Source organism: Pseudomonas sp. PDM02 (genome assembly GCF_014852285.1).
GTDB lineage: Bacteria > Pseudomonadota > Gammaproteobacteria > Pseudomonadales > Pseudomonadaceae > Aquipseudomonas > Aquipseudomonas migulae.
This window is the reverse complement of sequence record NZ_JACVBL010000005.1, coordinates 355,813-372,078: the sequence shown is the minus strand read 5'-3', so window position 1 is coordinate 372,078 and position 16,266 is coordinate 355,813. Positions and strand designations below refer to the sequence as shown.

Sequence of the window (16,266 nt, the reverse complement as noted above, 5' to 3'; positions counted from 1 at the left end):
CGATATAAGCCATTTTTTGATGCATCGCTACAACTGGATTCGGCCTCATCAATTCAACGATGGGTTGGCACCAGCGCGGGCCGAGGAAAAACTTAACGTCGTGTCCGGGATTAGTTGACCACTACAGAGTTCCAACCTCCACCCGGATGACGCGGCCGATGCTCGGAACAAAACCGGCTGCTTAGACGCAGGGCCAAGCTGAAATCCGGGTCATCCTCCGATGGCCATATGTTTGCACTAATGAAACTGGAGAACTCGGTGGGCTGACCGCAGAATTTGCAGCACCCCTGCTCGCGCTGTGCATTGAGAGTCGCTCCGCCCTCTAAACACGCCGAACGGGCCGGGCGTTTGTTACCACAAGCCCAAATCACCTCAATCAGGGATTCCAACGTAGCAATTAAGTTGTCGCTACCACTCAGACCTTGCCCCTCAGTGACTACAAGTTGTCGGAGCAACAACCGCTGCGATTTGATCACGAGACTGAACCCGTGACGCCGCACCAACTCGCTGATACCTATTGAGCTCGCTGCACCAGGAATGAATTGCGAAAAAGCGCTGCTTTGCTGGCATAGCTGTGCGATTGCAGGATCAACTATCTGAGCCATCAACGTGAGGATCGGGTAACGCCGAGAAGAACTGGAGTAAGGCTTCCAGCGCTCCTCAAGATGCCGAATCGATACTGCCAGTGTGTCCGAGCAACCGGGCCATATCGCAATTTTTGGTGTGCTTTTCATGTCAACCATATTGGTCAATTAATAGACTGTACGCAAGGCTCGCTCTCCATAAGATCCGTTCAAATCCGATCCACAACGGAGTTAAACGAATGACTATCGAAGACAACCTGCTACAACGCTTTGGCCCACTGTTAAGCCTTGCCCAATTGGCTACGATTCTTGATCGTTCGCCTGATGGGCTCCGAATCAGCTTGCGCAGCCGCACACCCTGGACAACTCATATCAATCGAGCACGCTTGAAAATTGGTAGACGTGTGTACTTCCGAACTTCGCAGATCGCAGAGGCGCTCAGCGCTGAATCCCTAGATTGCCTAGAGGGTTAAAGGGTGAACATCGATCTATTGGAAGCATTCGAAACGCCTCCTCCCATGCTGGACTTTATCTGGCCGGGATTTCTCGCAGGGACAGTGGGTGCCCTTATTGCACCCGGTGGCATTGGCAAAAGCTACTGGGCACTGGAGGCTGCAATGGGCGTTGCGTGCAGTGTGGCAGGAGGGGATATCCTAGATTTAGCTCCGTCAAGGGCAGGCAAAGTCCTCTATATCGCTGGTGAAGACCCGGCTCCCGCTTTAATCCGCCGGGTTCATGCTATTGGTCAGCATCTGGACGAGCCGGCCCGCAAATTGATTGCTGCCGAACTGACCCTTAGCACTGTCATGGGCGAGCCATTCAACGTGATGGAGGCATCCCACTTCCGAACGCTTATAGAACAAGCGCAGGGCTACCGTCTTATCGTGTTGGATACTTTGAGTCGTATCCATCAGCTCGATGAGAACAGCAACAGCGATATGTCGCAGTTGATCTCACGACTAGAGCAAATAGCAGCTACCACAGGGGCATCAGTCCTGTTTCTCCATCACGTCAATAAGGGTAGCGCCCGCGAGGGCCTCGCAGACCAACAACAGGCAGCTCGTGGGGCCTCATCCCTAATCGATAATGCGCGATGGTGTGGCTACGTGGCCGGCATGACCGAAGAAGAATCTAAGCGCCTAACGGAACGTCCCTACGACCGAGTACCCATCGGCGCAAAGCGACGCTTCGCCTTTGTCCGTTTTGGCGTGAGCAAGCAAAACTATGATCCTACTCACTTGGAGCGGTGGTACTGCCGCCAGAGTGGAGGAGTTCTGATGCCGGTATTGCTTGTCGACGCTGATAATTCCAAGAACGGGAGGCGACTTCGCGATGAGGCTTGAAATCCAGTTTGCCCTTCACGACCCTGCCCATTGCTTGGCACCGGGACTGTTTCGAAGCCTTCAGAAAGGTGAGCGACGAACCCAAAAGCTAGATCTACATTATCAACATGGAGAAAAGTCACTGCACTTCAAAGGACCTGAGCCACTAGGCGTGGATGACCTAAAGGTACTGCAAGGGCTGGTCGCGATGGCCGGGCCAATAGGGAAGTCTTTAGGACCATCTCCCAAGACAGGGCATGGTCAGCAATTGCGGACCTCACTAGAACTCCGTCATGAGGCCCTGACCGAAGAAGCACTGCTAGTGAAAACCAGCTACGGAGCTTTGGCGCGAGTTATTGGGTACGCTGATCAAGATGATGGCCGAAACATACGCCAATGCGTAGAACGCCTTTGGATGGTCTCCATCATGGTAGAGGTGAACGGAGTACGACGGGGTTTTCGGCTGCTATCAAGTTATGTAAGTGACGACGTGCGGGAGAAGCTTCACGTCGCACTTAATCCGCAAATTACTAAAGCGATACTCGGCTCTACACAGCACGTACGCATTTGCATGGACGAAGTACGAGCCTTAAAAGGTGATGTGACCAGGCTTCTACATCAACGACTTTGTGGCTGGATCAACCCAGGCCACCATAGGAAAATCGGCTTGGACTCCTTGTGTGAATACGCATGGCCAGAGCCTGGAACGCCAAGTGCGATGAAAAAGCGCAGAAGCAAAGCTCGTCTCGCAGTTGCAGAGCTTCGCGACATTGGCTGGGGGATAACGAAGTGTGATCGAGAAATTTACGCGATCAAAAGGCCGAGTCTGCACCCCGCGTAACGGTCCCCCTTCCCCCGTATAACGGTCCCCTTTTCCCCGTTTAACGATCCCCTTTTCGGATCCTACAAGTGACGCTTTACGTGAGCTGCAGGGCAAATGCGGAAAATGACCCAGAATTATCCAGAGATAATTCACATGCGGCGACCACCAAGCTAGCCGCCGTTCATTTCACGCCCAAAAATCCAAATAATCGCACACCAAAAAGTGCATTCAGAGCGTCTGCGCCCGATCAGGACGACGTGCACCCCGCCTTTCTTTTGGTGCCCACCCGCCTTAGCGCATAGCGCTACCTTCGGTGGGGGCAGAAATGCGAAAGCGGCCGCTCCTGAACGACGCATACCGTCCATTGGTAGCAGCAGGAGATATAGGGCGGAACGCATTGATAATGTTGCGCCTCCTCCAAGTTGAGCGTGAGCAAAGTAGCCATAGTACGTTGCACATAAGCGGATCTTCGCCTCTATAGGAGCTGCTGCGCCACAAGACCATCGGACCTATTCGAGAGTGAACCGGGCGCTTCATACCGCTTTCGCTATTGGCACCAACCGTAAAGGTCGCTTCAGGGAGACTATGCCATCCCTAACCTCTCATTGTATCCGGGAAGCTTACATACTCCTTAGCTCTACCACTAATACCATGAAAATAATCAGAAGCTGAAAAATCAATGAGCGGTAATACTCTGAAAATAGATACAAGCTCATAGGCAAGTTCAATTAGAGGCGGGTTGTATGTTTCTGCTGTCGGATCAGAAATTGAGAAGGCAGCGGCAAGGCAGGGATCAACTATTACGCTTTCGGACTTGCTGATATACCTGAAAGACGAACCTCTTACATCACAGTACATATTAGGCCACAAACGCTTGTCCCTTGTACCTTCGAAAAAATTAATAAATTCAGCTTTAAGACTTTCTGGAGAAAGGGATTTCTCTGTCAAAATAGCGCCGAATACTTGATGATAGATGCTATTTTTATCCATCGGCACACGACCTGGAACAATATAGTTTTTTCCTAGATTGGTTCTATCGAGAACTTTAACTGATTTGATGTTATCAAGTGCTTGCCTGAGTGCAGCACTGCTAGCTATAGAAGCTTTGTTTTCGATGACAGCCACAACAGATTCGACCATAAAATATTTGATACCACCTATTTCAAACACAGTATGATAATCGTCACGATATATAACAATATCGATCTGATTGCTAATCCCCCCTGTGGCATCGATAACAAACCCTGTATCAATGCTGTATTTACCAGGAATGATCTTTTTTAAAAAATTTCTTAAAATTTGCTCTCTTGCCCTACCGTTTTCCCCAGGATGTCTTATTTCCCTTGTAAGATCCAGTTCATCCAAGACACTTTTGTTCAGCGCCTTTACGATTTGCTTTGTAAGCATTGTGCTCCACCATTATTGAATTTCTTAGAGCTAAATTTAATATGAGAGTAACTTAATATCAATGGACTTTTTTCGCGTACCCGATACTGGAATTTCGTCCAGGGATTGCGATTTTATCGGTTGAGGGCCAAGACCGGGCGAGGTTTCTCGATAAACGATGTTAATCGATTGTCATGAGGCTCAAGGCACCACCGAAGACGGCAGTATCACACTCTTGTAGCGTTCCATCATGAGCCACTTGAGCGTTGCACCTCGTTACGTCTGGGGCTTTATCGGGCGCTATTGACCGGGGCTTACCTCCAATCGGGACGGTCGCATGCCTAAGTAACAAAGGCCGACCCCGAGAATACTTTAACGATGCGATTTTATGCGATTTTACGCGATCCAATGCGATCCAATGCGATCCAATGCGATCCAATGCGATCCAATGCGATCCAATGCGATTGGAATTAAAAAGCAGTGCCTGGATAAATCCTCTGCCCTTTAATCGCATTGAATCGCACGGAAGGGCACGGCAAGATATGTGTTGTACGGGTACGGGCTTCGCCCTTCCCCCTCCCAACACCTGCCTTACTCGCCTGCGGCTCGACGGTATCTTTGATCAAACTTTAAACTGGAATGTTGAACGGTTAATCATAGGAACGGTCAGATAAGTATCATCACTACGACCGTCACGAGACACAACATGAAGGACATTGCCCACGACGATGTAATGGCTAGAATTTTAAAAAATGATCCAGCCTATGCACTTCAACTTTTAGAAAGCGTAGAAAAACATGCTACCCCCTCAGAAGTGGCTGTTCTTTTTCGAGTAATGAATTTAGCTTTCGGAACTAAATGGCGATCTTTTTTAACTGAACACCAGAAAAGTTTTCACAATACGTTCTCTACAGACCCAGCCCCATCACAAATCTGCAAGGACCCTTAGAAAGATTAGATACAAATACTCATAGAGATATCTACTGACGCGCCAAACTTATTAATGTAGAATCTATCACCGGCAGCTGGGATTGAGAAATGACCAAAAGTGACGCTAAGCTAAAAATACAAACAACTCTCTCAGCAGGCAATTCAAGAACACACTCAATCTATATAACCCGCTTAAATTTGGCACAAACATGAGAGAAATTGATATAAAGCGCATGCTTGCATATCATCTTCTAAAAAAAGACACGACGGATGTCATTTTTTTTGAGTACCCATTTCATTTTGGACGGCGCCGTGCAGATTTAATTTGCGCAGAAGAAGGTATGATTGTTGGATATGAAATCAAGTCTGCATTCGACCGCATAGACAGGCTCACAGACCAACTACAATCATACGCACAGTTATTTGATTATGTTTACGTCGTATGTGACAGCAAGCATCTCAGTTCTGTAAGAAAACTGGCACCCGAACGGATTGGAATTTACCTATGCACGTCGACAGGGTTACAGAGGATAAGAAAAGCGCGACAGATAAAAAACTTTGACAGCATTACAACACTGGATGCAATCCCAATGGATTGCTTGCGCAAAGAGTTTAAAGTTACCGAAAAATCAAAACTTGAAACCTGTGAAAAAATATCACTAACCCAAAAGAGGGAAAACATAAAATTGTTTTTCAGAAGATACATCATCCATAAATATGGGGCCCAGACCGCTCACCTTCAAAGCGAGCTGAGCGACACCATAACCCTGGATGACGTTTACTCACTAAGTCTAGCACCAAATAAATTAGGCACTTAGTATCTTCACCCGACGAATCATATAGTTACATGCCCTAACTGAGATCCAAAAGGAAGGACTAATTCCAGAAGGAGCACCCAATGAGGCACTCGTTATTTCATCATCTCCCCAACTACCATGGGAAGCGTACATCGGATTAACTACGACCTTTTTTGCGCACCAAACGTAAGACCCAGCATCTCTACGCTTTCGATAATAATAAAATTTGGTGTCAGTGCAGAAGTCAATTCGAGGCACAAAGGTTCCTCCACGCATTTCAATTTGCTTGACGTTAATTGATGCGTAGTCCCCAAACTGGAGCTTAGGCCTATTGTGTTTCAAGGAAAGAAAAAGCGAATGCTCAAAAATCTCGAACTCTCCTTGTTCATCGCCTTTCCCTTCTGCTGAAACCATGTAAGGAAAAGAACCCGCAATACAAACTATTTTCTCCAACCACTCACTAACACCAGGCATTAGTGAGATCTTGGTAAAGGCTCTCTGATAGGAGTCAGATATTGCCGTCATACCAGCGCTCTTCACCCTATCTCTGACACAGCCTTCGTCAAGAAGGATATAGAGCCGCGTATCATTTAACTCTGAAACAATAGCGTTAATAATTTCTTCATACTCTTCCCCTTCTAAATCCGCAGGAAGACGCAACGCCATTTTGGAGTATCTATCAGTAACCGAAGAGACGAACGCTTTAGCCTCATCGAGATCCTCATCAAGCTCGAAGTTAACGTGAATCATCGGAATTATGTGCGAGCCACAATTCAACTCAAGCCAGTCTTTCCAGCACTCATACCCATTAACTGGAGAGAGAATGCTTTCTATTTGAGCATTTTTTTGTTTGGAATCAGTGGTAACATCCAAAATATACGGCAGTTTACCTTGGATATTTTTTATTTGATCAAGCCGCTTAACTATATCACCAAGAGAATCTTTTTTAGTAATTCTTGATTTAGTGATCTCATACACAGGAAGCATTTTCTGTCTATAAGATAGATCTACAGCAGCAATAGCTCTAAGTTCTGCGTCTTTCGTTTTTAGAACGGGAAAATAAATAAAGCTATTCCAATCCATGTCCTTTCATTCCTAAAATTTTAGCCCGAACTCGAACTGCCAAAGTAGAGACCTTAAAATACTGAGCGATCGCCTCAATGCTCCCCGAAAAAACACGCACTTTGTCTCTAAAAATTTGCTCAGGCATTAGGAGTTCACTGGCGAAACGGTTAGCTTCCACTTCCATAGGATTGCTATCACCATTCCTAAAGAAATTCAGATCTTCAAACTGGACTTGCTGAGATCGATGCCGAGAAAAATGAGCGATTTCATGAGCGATTGTAAATCGTTGCCTATTAGGGTGATGCAAAGCATTTACCTTAACCACCCACTCCTTGCCATTATCCGCAAGACTTAATATCCCTGATACATCATCTTTCATAGGGACACTAATCAGCCTTATACCCAAAACTGAGAGCAACTCCTGGACATCCAGCGGAGAGGTCTCAACCCCTGTCCGCTTAGCTAGATCTAGTAGTTGAGCCACGGTAAACTTTTCTGCTGCGCTAAAGCCTTCTCCTATCACAGGGGCTTCAGGCAACTTCGGTTTAACGCTTTTTCGGATAAAGGCCATTTCGCTACCTACTCAGTAATCTTGTCGTCGTTGCCAGAGTAACTTTCAGACTTATCCAACTCAGCCAACCGACCACTCACCTGAATTATAGCATCTTCGGATGATTTTATCCTAGTTTCATGAATAGCAAGCGCATCGAACATATCGCCATATGTTGCATTTATCTTTTGTATTTCCTTTTTTGCCTTCTTCTCAATTATCTTTGTAAACTCACCCGCTTTAGAAAACTCATCAAAATGAATTTTAGACTCCTTTACCACCTCGGCCTTTGACGTACTCCTAATCACAACAAAAGCACCACCAACAATAATGGCGTTCAACGCAAGCAATACGCTGATTATTGTCTGATAGAAAGACACTTGTAACGACCATAATGTATCAACCGTTATTAGTGACTTCTCCTTTATCATCCTCTCGACAATTATCTGCTCGTATTGATCCAGCTCTTTAAAGTCCTTCACCGGGACGTACTGAGAATGACTGATGATAATTTCGCTAATTGGCGCAAAATGTAAAATAGCCAATACGACCACCAAGGCGATGCAGGTAGCCAGCAAGGTCGAGGCAAGGAGATCCTTCATTCGCAAATTTGTCCATCCTTGATGGGTAGCGCTTGGGAGACTGTTCCGTTGAATGGCTGCATCACTACCAAATAGCTGTGCAGGCATCGGATATCCATTTGATGCTACCCCCGAGCGCCACCCTCTGTCTATGCGGCTGCCATCGCCAGCGAGCAAGGCGGAACGGGACTGCCTCAACGGTACAATAGCGGTACAGCCCGACGAATTGTTTAATTTCGCCTATTAACGCTAACCTATTGATATTGCTCGACATAAGCTTGTGCTATCTTCGCTTCCTTGGGTTAGGTTTCGCTTATCTTACTTGCAGTCTCAGCAACTCATAATCCTTTGGTCCACGGTTCAAGTCCGTGTGGGCCCACCAAACAAAAAAGCCGCGCTTAATGCGCGGCTTTTTCGTGTCTGAGTGACTGGTTTTTGTAGCACTATTTTTCGGATCGCTCAGTTCGCAAAATTTTCGATCTTTACCTGGCCCTCAGGAAAGGTCGCGATGATTTCCAGCTCGCCCCCCATTGCGCGTATGTAGTTGCGCAGCGTGCTGATGTACATGTCTGTACGTCGTTCCATCCTGGAAATCGCCGCTTGATTGACATGCAGCATCTTGGCCAGTGTTTCCTGGCTCAACTCCTGGGCCTTACGCAGCTCGTGCAGGGGCATTTCCTTCAGGTGCTGCTGGAACAACCGCTCTGCGTTTGCGCGAGACTCTGGCGTCATACGAGCTTGAAGTTCAGCAAATTTTTTAGCCATCGTTGCGGCCCTCTTTACGCAATGGCAAACGAATATGCCACCCAAGGAATATGATCTCAAGGGAATAACTTTAGGCATTAGCGGCCGTGCGGCCACCTTGGTTGCCAATGCAATTGTTAAGGGCGGTTTCGAGCGGGATGTGGGTGTTCGGCTTCTGGTGTTTGGTTTTGTTTACTTCAGGTGGCGCAATATCGGATGACGTCCGCAGACCTTGTAGGCAAACTCCGAATCGTGTTTTGTGGGCACTTTGATGCCTTGTTGCGCTGTTCTTCGACGGGATAGTCTCCGGACGTCGCTGCAAATGCAGTGATCGGGTGTGGTAACCCGGCGAGAAAAGGCGCAACAGCGTTTCCATCACATAAACAGTCAGTTCTTTACGGCTGTGATCCTGTGTTATGGCAGCTGTGCGTGGGACGCTCTAGGGCGTGCCGGTCTCCTTGGCTCCCGGTTTACCACCCTGCGCACAGCTGCCTCCCATTCGTGTGGTAACGAATGCGGCAGCTCCCTATGTCAAGGAGCAAGACTATGAGCAAAACAGATTCGACCGCGTTTTCAGAACTACAAACCATCGGCCTCACCCCCTTCATCTACTGCTCAAACCAACCGCTGTTCCATGTCAGTAGTGGCGTTCCCCTCGCCGATGCTCTAGCTCAGGCCTCAAATCTGTTGTACCTCGCCAAGGAACTGACCATGGACGCCGCCTACGCCAAAGACACCGACCGCCACGCCTGGGCCGCGCATTACCTGACGTCGATGAGCAAGGCTGTGGTCGATGATGTGATGAAGGTGCTGGAGCGTGGACCTGATCGCACCGATACGAAGTCCAAAAAATAACGGCCGATGGGCCGTGGAATGAGCCCCGAGAACTCGGGGCTTTCACAGGATGATCGGTGGCGCGCTGTCTTACGCCCAAACACCCAACGCCGGAATGGCCTGCACTGGCCGCAACCGCTCAAGCATCTCACGCGTAAACACCACCTCATACGTATCCGCTGCCCTGCCCCACTGCTCCACGATGACCATGCCGTCGACCAACACGCGTCCCAATTCGGTAATCGTGTCCGCCAGGTCTTCGACGATTGCTTGAGTCCGGCCCCACATGCGATCAGTCATCGCTTGAAGCTCAGCCGCAATAAGGTCAGATGATGTGAGATCCGTATCGGGACAGGTGATGTTGCGCAGCAAATGCTGAAGCTCTTTTACTTTTGCGTAATCCTGTTCCGCCCCCAGCGCACCTTTCAGGATGGTGACGGCTTTCGTCTTGTCGACGCGATTCCCGGACCGATGTGTCGAAAACAATGTCTGCCCCATGGCGCCAGCCATCAGGACCATTATTCGGGCTTCCACGTGCGCTTTCATTGCGTCCATCGATGAAATCGGGCGCGCCAGGGTAATGGCAGCGCCTCCTTGATGCCGCAAGTCCATGGTCACGGACAGGGTCACGCCGCCGGTTGCAAACCCCAATGCGCGGGCCACGACGTAGTGGCCCATTTCGTGATGGGCAATCTGCAACGCACGATCGCGTATGGCTGAAGGCATCTGCTTCGTCATCTCCGTCTCCTTGCATCCCTCGACTTAGCATTCGACTACGAGTGGCGATTGCTGTCCATCCTGTGCGTTGCTGGCTTCGGGTCGGTTCGCTCAACAAAAAAAAGCCGCGCAATCGCGCGGCTTTTTCGTACGTGCGATTCAGCCTTTATTCAGGCAAGGCATACGCAATCACGTAATCCCCACGATCCGTTGACTGACGCGCACCGCCCACCGTCAGCAGGATGTACTGCTTACCGGTTTTCGGCGAAACATACGTCATCGGACCCGACTGGCTACCCACCGGCAAACGCGACTTCCAGATCTCATTCCCGTTACCCGTATCGAACGCCCGCAGGTAGAAATCCTGGGTGCCGGCGAAGAACAACAGGCCGGACTGGGTGGCCAAGGAAGCACCGAGGGTCGGCATGCCAATCGGAATCTGCAAATGCATGCGGATGCCCAGCGGACCGGTGTCTTGTACGGTGCCGACCGGGACTTGCCACATCAGTTTGTGGGTCTTGAGGTCGATGGCGGACATCGTGCCGAACGGCGGCTTCTGGCACGGAATGCCCACCGCCGAGAGGAAGCGTTCGCGCATCGCCCCGAACGGTGTACCTTCCTGTGGCACGACGCCCATTTCGATACCGCTGGCCCCGGCGGCGATCTTGTTGCGCGGGATCATGTAGTTGGCCAGGCCCAGGCGCATGTCGTTGACGAACATGTAGTTCGTGTTTGGATCTACCGAGACGCTGCCCCAGTTCATGCCGCCCAACGAGCCCGGGAATTGCAGCGCGCGGTCCATACCCGGCGGGGTGTAGACGCCTTCGTGGCGCATGCCTTTGAACTGGATGCGGCACATCAACTGGTCAAACGGCGTGGCGCCCCACATGTCGGCTTCGGTCAGGGTCTTGTTGCCGATGGACGGCATGTCCACCGAGAACGGCTGGGTGGGCGAATAGCGTTCGCCAGGCACACTACCTTGCGGAACCGGGCGCTCTTCGACGCGCGCGATCGGCACGCCGGTTTCGCGGTTGAGCAGGAAGATCTCGCCTTGTTTGGTGACTTGCGCCAAGGCTGGCTGCAGGCCGCCCTTGTCGTCCGGTACGTCGTACAACAACGGTTGAGCCGGCAGGTCGAAGTCCCACAGGTCGTGATGGGTGGTCTGGAAGTGCCAGCGCACCTGACCGGTCTTCACGTCGATGGCGACGATGGACGAACTCCACTTGTCATCGAATGCCGTGCGTTGGCCGCCGAAGAAGTCTGGCGTGGCGTTGCCGGTGGGCAAGTAGACCAGACCGAGTTTGGCGTCGTAGGACATGGCCGACCAGACGTTTGGTGTGCCGCGTGTATAGGTCTCACCAGCCGGTGGACGTTTGGTGGTGTTCGGATTGCCCGGATCCCACGCCCACACCAGTTCACCGCTGCGTACATCGTAAGCGCGGACCACGCCTGGCGGCTCGCCGGTGGAGTAGTTGTCGGCCACACGACCACCGACGATCACCACGTCACCTGCGACCAGCGGGGTTGAGGTTTGCTGGTAGTAACCGGGCTTCACTTCACCCATGTCGGTGGTCAGATCGACCGTGCCTTTGTTGCCAAACTCTTCACACGGCTTGCCGGTCTCGGCATTGATCGCGATCAGACGGGCATCGCCGGTCGGCAGAAACAGACGTTTCGTACAGGCAGTCGGCTGGTTATCCGAAGACACTGGCGTCTCGGAATAACCCAGGCCACGACAACGCTGCCAGTTTGGCGCAGTACCTTGCGGGTCAAACTTCCAGCGTTGGGCGCCGGTGTCGACGTCCAGCGCGAAGACTTTGCCGTAAGCGGTGCAGGTGTAGACCGTGTCGCCGATTTGCAGCGGGGTGTTCTGGTCTTCAGCGCCAGCGCCGGTGCTTTGCGGGATGTCGCCGGTGCGGAAGGTCCACGCCACCTGCAACTTGTCGATGTTGCCTTTGTTGATCTGGTCCAGCGCGGCAAAGCGGTTGCCAGCGGTGGTGTTGCCCCAATGGGCCCAGTCTTTCTGTTCGGTACCCGGAGCGACCGGCGTAACAGCCGGTTCAATGCTGGCCTTGACCACATGGGTCGGCACGAACATGTAGGCCATCGTTGTGACAACGCCGACGCCCAGGATACCGGCGAGGCCATAAGCGCCACGGCCGGCAGTCGCGCCTGAAGCACGGACCAGCGTCGGATAGATCAGCGCAACGACCACGCCGATTACGGCGAAGGTCAGCACACGCGAAACCAGTGGCCAGTATTCAAAACCGGTGTCCCATACGGCCCAGATCGCGGTAAGAATCAGCGCCACGCCATACAGCCACGCACCTTGCGGCTTGCGACGGGCGATCATCAGCCCGGACACCAGCATCGCCAGGCCCATCAGCAGGAAATACCAGCTGCCGCCCAGCGAGACCAGATAACCGCCGCCACCGGCCAGGCCGAGTCCGATCAACGCAATCAGGACACCCAGCCCCGACAGCAACCATTTGCCGCCGCCGGCAGCCCCAGAATTATTCATGTCGGTAATTTTCCCCATTTGTGACAAGCGCGGAATAATGTACTACCTAGTTACTTATGGCAAATTGTCGCAGGTAAAAATGGCATGAACGGTACTGAGGCTAGATCAAACATCCGGTATGCGAGCGGTGCTGTAACATGCTGACCCATTGATTTGTGTTGCTGGAGACGACCATTGCCTGACACTCGCCCGCCCGTTCTTGACGAAATCGACCGCCAATTGATCGCGGCCCTGCAAATCAATGCCCGTGAAAGCGTGGCCATGCTCGCCCGGCAATTGGGCATCGCCCGCACCACTGTAACGTCGCGGCTGTCGCGCCTGGAAAAGGCCAGGGTCATCACCGGTTACGGCGTGCGCTTGGGCCAGCGTGTGGTGGACGGCGGATTGCAGGCGTACGTCGGGATCACGGTGCAACCGCGCTCTGGCAAGGAAGTGTTGCGGCGCTTGAGTGCGATGGCTCAGGTTCAGCAGTTGTGTGCGGTGAGTGGCGAATTTGATTATGTGGCCTGGTTGCGCACTGATTCGCCGGAGCAACTGGATCAGTTGCTGGATCAGATCGGCAGTGTGGACGGGGTGGAGAAGACGACCACGTCGATCATTCTCAGCAGCAAGATAGATCGCGGCCAGCCGGTTTAACGCCGACCAAGGTGGGAGCGAGACCGGCTTGCCGACGAATCGATTTACCCATCACTATCAATGTCGACTGACACACCGTCATCGCGAGCAGGCTCGCTCCCACACTGGACGGTGTGTAGCAATAGCTCGTCATTTTGCTCAATTAATTAGCAAAACGACGACACATTGCGTCTTATTAACGTGTTCTACGCTCTCTAGAATGGCTGCCATCTTTTCCTATACTCAGACGCGCACCCCGCGTCCGGTCGCCAGCAAGGTCAGCCATGAACAAGAACAATCGCCATCCTGCAGACGGTAAAAAACCAGTCACCATTTTTGGCCCGGACTTTCCTTTCGCCTTCGACGACTGGATCGAACACCCGGCCGGCCTCGGCAGCATTCCTGCGCACAACCACGGCGCCGAAGTAGCGATTGTCGGCGCCGGTATCGCCGGTTTGGTCGCGGCCTACGAACTGATGAAACTGGGCCTCAAGCCCGTCGTCTATGAGGCCTCGAAATTGGGCGGCCGTCTGCGCTCGCAGGCGTTCAACGGGACCGATGGCATCGTCGCCGAACTGGGCGGCATGCGCTTCCCGGTGTCGTCCACCGCGTTTTACCACTATGTCGACAAGCTCGGCCTCGAGACCAAACCCTTTCCCAATCCGCTGACCCCTGCCTCTGGCAGCACCGTCATCGACCTGGAAGGCAAAACCCATTACGCACAGAAACTGGCGGATCTTCCGGCACTGTTCCAGGAAGTGGCTGACGCGTGGGCGGACGCACTGGAAGCCGGTTCACAGTTCTCCGATATCCAGCAAGCGATCCGCGACCGCGACGTGCCACGCCTCAAAGAGTTGTGGAACACCCTGGTTCCGCTGTGGGACGACCGCACCTTCTACGACTTTGTCGCCACCTCCGAAGCCTTCGCCAAGCTGTCGTTCCATCACCGCGAAGTATTCGGCCAGGTTGGTTTCGGCACCGGTGGCTGGGACTCGGACTTCCCGAACTCGATGCTGGAAATCTTCCGCGTAGTGATGACTAACTGCGACGATCACCAACACCTGGTCGTCGGCGGCGTCGAACAAGTGCCGCAAGGCATCTGGCGCCATGCGCCGGAACGTTGCGTGCACTGGCCCGAAGGCACCAGCCTCAAGTCGCTGCACAGAGGCGCGCCACGCTCCGGGGTCAAAAAAATCGCTCACGCCGCGGACGGCCGTTTTGCGGTCACCGATAACAACGGCGATACCCGCGAGTACGCGGCGGTGCTGACCACCTGCCAGAGCTGGCTGCTGACCACCCAGATCGAGTGCGACGAAACCCTGTTCTCGCAAAAGATGTGGATGGCCCTCGACCGCACCCGCTACATGCAATCTTCCAAAACCTTCGTGATGGTCGACCGCCCGTTCTGGAAGGACAAGGATCCGGAAACCGGCCGCGACCTGATGAGCATGACCCTCACCGATCGCCTGACCCGCGGCACCTATCTGTTCGATAACGGCGACGACAAGCCGGGCGTGATTTGCCTGTCGTACTCGTGGATGAGCGATGCGTTGAAAATGCTTCCCCACCCAGTGGAAAAACGCGTCGAACTGGCGTTGAACGCGCTGAAAAAGATCTACCCGAAAGTCGACATCGCCGCGCGAATCATCGGCGATCCGATCACCGTGTCGTGGGAAGCCGACCCGCATTTCCTTGGCGCATTCAAAGGCGCGTTGCCCGGTCACTACCGCTACAACCAGCGCATGTACGCGCACTTCATGCAGGCTGATATGCCAGCCGAACAGCGCGGGATTTTCATCGCCGGCGACGACGTTTCGTGGACGCCTGCGTGGGTCGAAGGCGCGGTGCAAACCTCGCTCAATGCGGTGTGGGGCATCATGAAACACTTCGGCGGTGAAACTCACGCCGAGAACCCGGGTCCAGGAGATGTGTTCAACGAGATCGGTCCGATCGCCCTGCCCGAGTAAAAGGAGTTCGAAATGCGCGTAGCCCTTTACCAATGTCCACCGCTGCCTCTGGACGTCGCCGGCAATTTGCAACGCCTGCATCAACTGGCGCTGGAGGCCAAAGGCGCCGATTTGCTGGTCCTGCCGGAGATGTTCCTGACCGGTTACAACATCGGCGTCGATGCCGTCAGCGTCCTGGCGGAGGTGCACAACGGTGAATCGGCGCAGCAGATCGCGCGCATTGCCAAGACGGCGGGGATCGCCATTTTGTATGGCTATCCCGAGCGCACCGAAGACGGGCAGATCTACAACGCCGTGCAACTGATCGACGCCAATGGCGAACGCCTGTGCAACTACCGCAAGACTCACCTGTTCGGCGACCTCGATCACTCGATGTTCAGCGCCGGCCAGGATGATTTTCCGCTGGTGGAGCTCAACGGCTGGAAGCTCGGTTTCCTGATTTGCTACGACATGGAGTTCCCGGAGAACGCGCGGCGTCTGGCCCTGGCCGGCGCCGAGCTGATTCTGGTGCCGACGGCGAACATGATTCCTTACGACTTCATCGCCGACGTCACCGTCCGCGCCCGCGCCTTCGAAAACCAGTGTTACGTGGCTTATGCCAATTACTGCGGCAACGAAGGCGACATCCACTACTGCGGCCAGAGCAGCATCGCCGCACCGGATGGCAGCCGCATCGCACAGGCGGGCCTCGATGAAGCGCTGATTGTCGGTGAGCTGGATCGCCAGTTGATGATCGATTCCCGCGCCGCCAATCGTTACTTTCTCGATCGCCGCCCCGAGCTTTACGGCGAGCTGAACAAGCGCTGACACCCAGTAATCCGCTAGCATTA

Annotated in this window: 16 protein-coding genes; 9 read left to right on the top strand and 7 right to left on the bottom strand. The window is 52.7% G+C overall.

Annotated elements, in window-relative coordinates; genetic code table 11:
- The first annotated feature begins 823 nt into the window (after positions 1–823).
- The 3 genes from IB245_RS29055 to repC are packed head-to-tail and all read left to right on the top strand — an operon-like array spanning position 824 to position 2,747.
- Positions 824–1,057 carry a DNA-binding protein gene (locus tag IB245_RS29055; RefSeq protein WP_225609858.1) on the top strand — a complete coding sequence of 78 codons (234 nt, stop codon included), beginning with the start codon at positions 824–826 and terminating at the stop codon, positions 1,055–1,057.
- 3 nt (positions 1,058–1,060) lie between these two features.
- Positions 1,061–1,927, top strand: a complete 867-nt coding sequence (locus IB245_RS11790; protein ID WP_192227637.1) for a helicase RepA family protein — start codon at positions 1,061–1,063, stop codon at positions 1,925–1,927.
- On the top strand, positions 1,917–2,747 hold the full coding sequence (gene repC / locus IB245_RS11785) for a replication protein C, IncQ-type (RefSeq protein ID WP_192227636.1): 831 nt from the start codon (positions 1,917–1,919) through the stop codon (positions 2,745–2,747). The genes IB245_RS11790 and repC overlap by 11 nt, the downstream gene beginning before the upstream one ends.
- Before the next feature lie 576 nt (positions 2,748–3,323).
- Here repC and IB245_RS11780 read toward each other — a convergent pair.
- Positions 3,324–4,136 carry a DUF6602 domain-containing protein gene (locus IB245_RS11780; protein WP_192227635.1) on the bottom strand — a complete coding sequence of 271 codons (813 nt, stop codon included), beginning with the start codon at positions 4,134–4,136 and terminating at the stop codon, positions 3,324–3,326.
- Between the two features lie 685 nt (positions 4,137–4,821).
- Between IB245_RS11780 and IB245_RS11775 the strand changes: the two genes are divergently transcribed.
- Both IB245_RS11775 and IB245_RS11770 read left to right on the top strand, forming a co-directional pair.
- Positions 4,822–5,064 (top strand): transcriptional regulator, encoded by a 243-nt coding sequence (locus tag IB245_RS11775; RefSeq protein WP_192227634.1) that lies wholly within the window; start codon positions 4,822–4,824, stop codon positions 5,062–5,064.
- A gap of 190 nt (positions 5,065–5,254) precedes the next feature.
- Positions 5,255–5,863, top strand: a complete 609-nt coding sequence (locus tag IB245_RS11770; RefSeq protein ID WP_192227633.1) for a sce7726 family protein — start codon at positions 5,255–5,257, stop codon at positions 5,861–5,863.
- Here the strand turns inward: IB245_RS11770 and IB245_RS11765 are convergent.
- The 4 genes from IB245_RS11765 to IB245_RS11750 all read right to left on the bottom strand — a co-directional run bounded on the left by IB245_RS11765 (position 5,852) and on the right by IB245_RS11750 (position 8,803).
- Positions 5,852–6,925: a beta family protein gene (locus tag IB245_RS11765; RefSeq protein ID WP_192227632.1), complete on the bottom strand. Its 1,074-nt coding sequence runs from the start codon at positions 6,923–6,925 to the stop codon at positions 5,852–5,854. The two genes, IB245_RS11770 and IB245_RS11765, sit on opposite strands and share 12 nt — an antisense overlap.
- Positions 6,912–7,478 (bottom strand): ImmA/IrrE family metallo-endopeptidase, encoded by a 567-nt coding sequence (locus tag IB245_RS11760; RefSeq protein WP_192227631.1) that lies wholly within the window; start codon positions 7,476–7,478, stop codon positions 6,912–6,914. Before IB245_RS11760 ends, IB245_RS11765 begins: the two co-directional genes overlap by 14 nt.
- An 8-nt stretch (positions 7,479–7,486) precedes the next feature.
- A complete protein-coding gene (locus IB245_RS11755; RefSeq protein ID WP_225609857.1) occupies positions 7,487–8,146 on the bottom strand; it encodes a hypothetical protein in 660 nt (219 codons plus the stop codon).
- Between the two features lie 351 nt (positions 8,147–8,497).
- Positions 8,498–8,803, bottom strand: a complete 306-nt coding sequence (locus IB245_RS11750; protein WP_008027032.1) for a helix-turn-helix domain-containing protein — start codon at positions 8,801–8,803, stop codon at positions 8,498–8,500.
- Between the two features lie 525 nt (positions 8,804–9,328).
- Between IB245_RS11750 and IB245_RS11745 the strand changes: the two genes are divergently transcribed.
- Entirely contained in the window at positions 9,329–9,637 is a 309-nt protein-coding gene (locus IB245_RS11745) for a DUF3077 domain-containing protein (RefSeq protein WP_192227630.1), read from the top strand.
- Positions 9,638–9,706: 69 nt separating this feature from the next.
- Here IB245_RS11745 and IB245_RS11740 read toward each other — a convergent pair whose 3' ends face one another.
- The gene (locus IB245_RS11740) at positions 9,707–10,354 is read right to left on the bottom strand and encodes a peptidase M41 (RefSeq protein ID WP_192227629.1); all 648 of its coding nucleotides are present in this window, start codon (positions 10,352–10,354) and stop codon (positions 9,707–9,709) included.
- A 145-nt stretch (positions 10,355–10,499) separates the two neighbouring features.
- Positions 10,500–12,854 (bottom strand): glucose/quinate/shikimate family membrane-bound PQQ-dependent dehydrogenase, encoded by a 2,355-nt coding sequence (locus IB245_RS11735; protein WP_192227628.1) that lies wholly within the window; start codon positions 12,852–12,854, stop codon positions 10,500–10,502.
- A gap of 174 nt (positions 12,855–13,028) precedes the next feature.
- Here IB245_RS11735 and IB245_RS11730 point away from each other — a divergent pair, with 174 nt between their 5' ends.
- The 3 genes from IB245_RS11730 to IB245_RS11720 all read left to right on the top strand — a co-directional run bounded on the left by IB245_RS11730 (position 13,029) and on the right by IB245_RS11720 (position 16,243).
- Complete coding sequence (locus IB245_RS11730) at positions 13,029–13,490, top strand: Lrp/AsnC family transcriptional regulator (RefSeq protein ID WP_008027020.1); 462 nt, start codon at positions 13,029–13,031, stop codon at positions 13,488–13,490.
- A 263-nt stretch (positions 13,491–13,753) separates the two neighbouring features.
- The gene (locus tag IB245_RS11725) at positions 13,754–15,436 is read left to right on the top strand and encodes a flavin monoamine oxidase family protein (RefSeq protein WP_008027019.1); all 1,683 of its coding nucleotides are present in this window, start codon (positions 13,754–13,756) and stop codon (positions 15,434–15,436) included.
- Positions 15,437–15,448: 12 nt separating this feature from the next.
- Positions 15,449–16,243 (top strand): carbon-nitrogen hydrolase family protein, encoded by a 795-nt coding sequence (locus IB245_RS11720; protein WP_008027017.1) that lies wholly within the window; start codon positions 15,449–15,451, stop codon positions 16,241–16,243.
- The last annotated feature ends 23 nt before the right edge of the window (positions 16,244–16,266 follow it).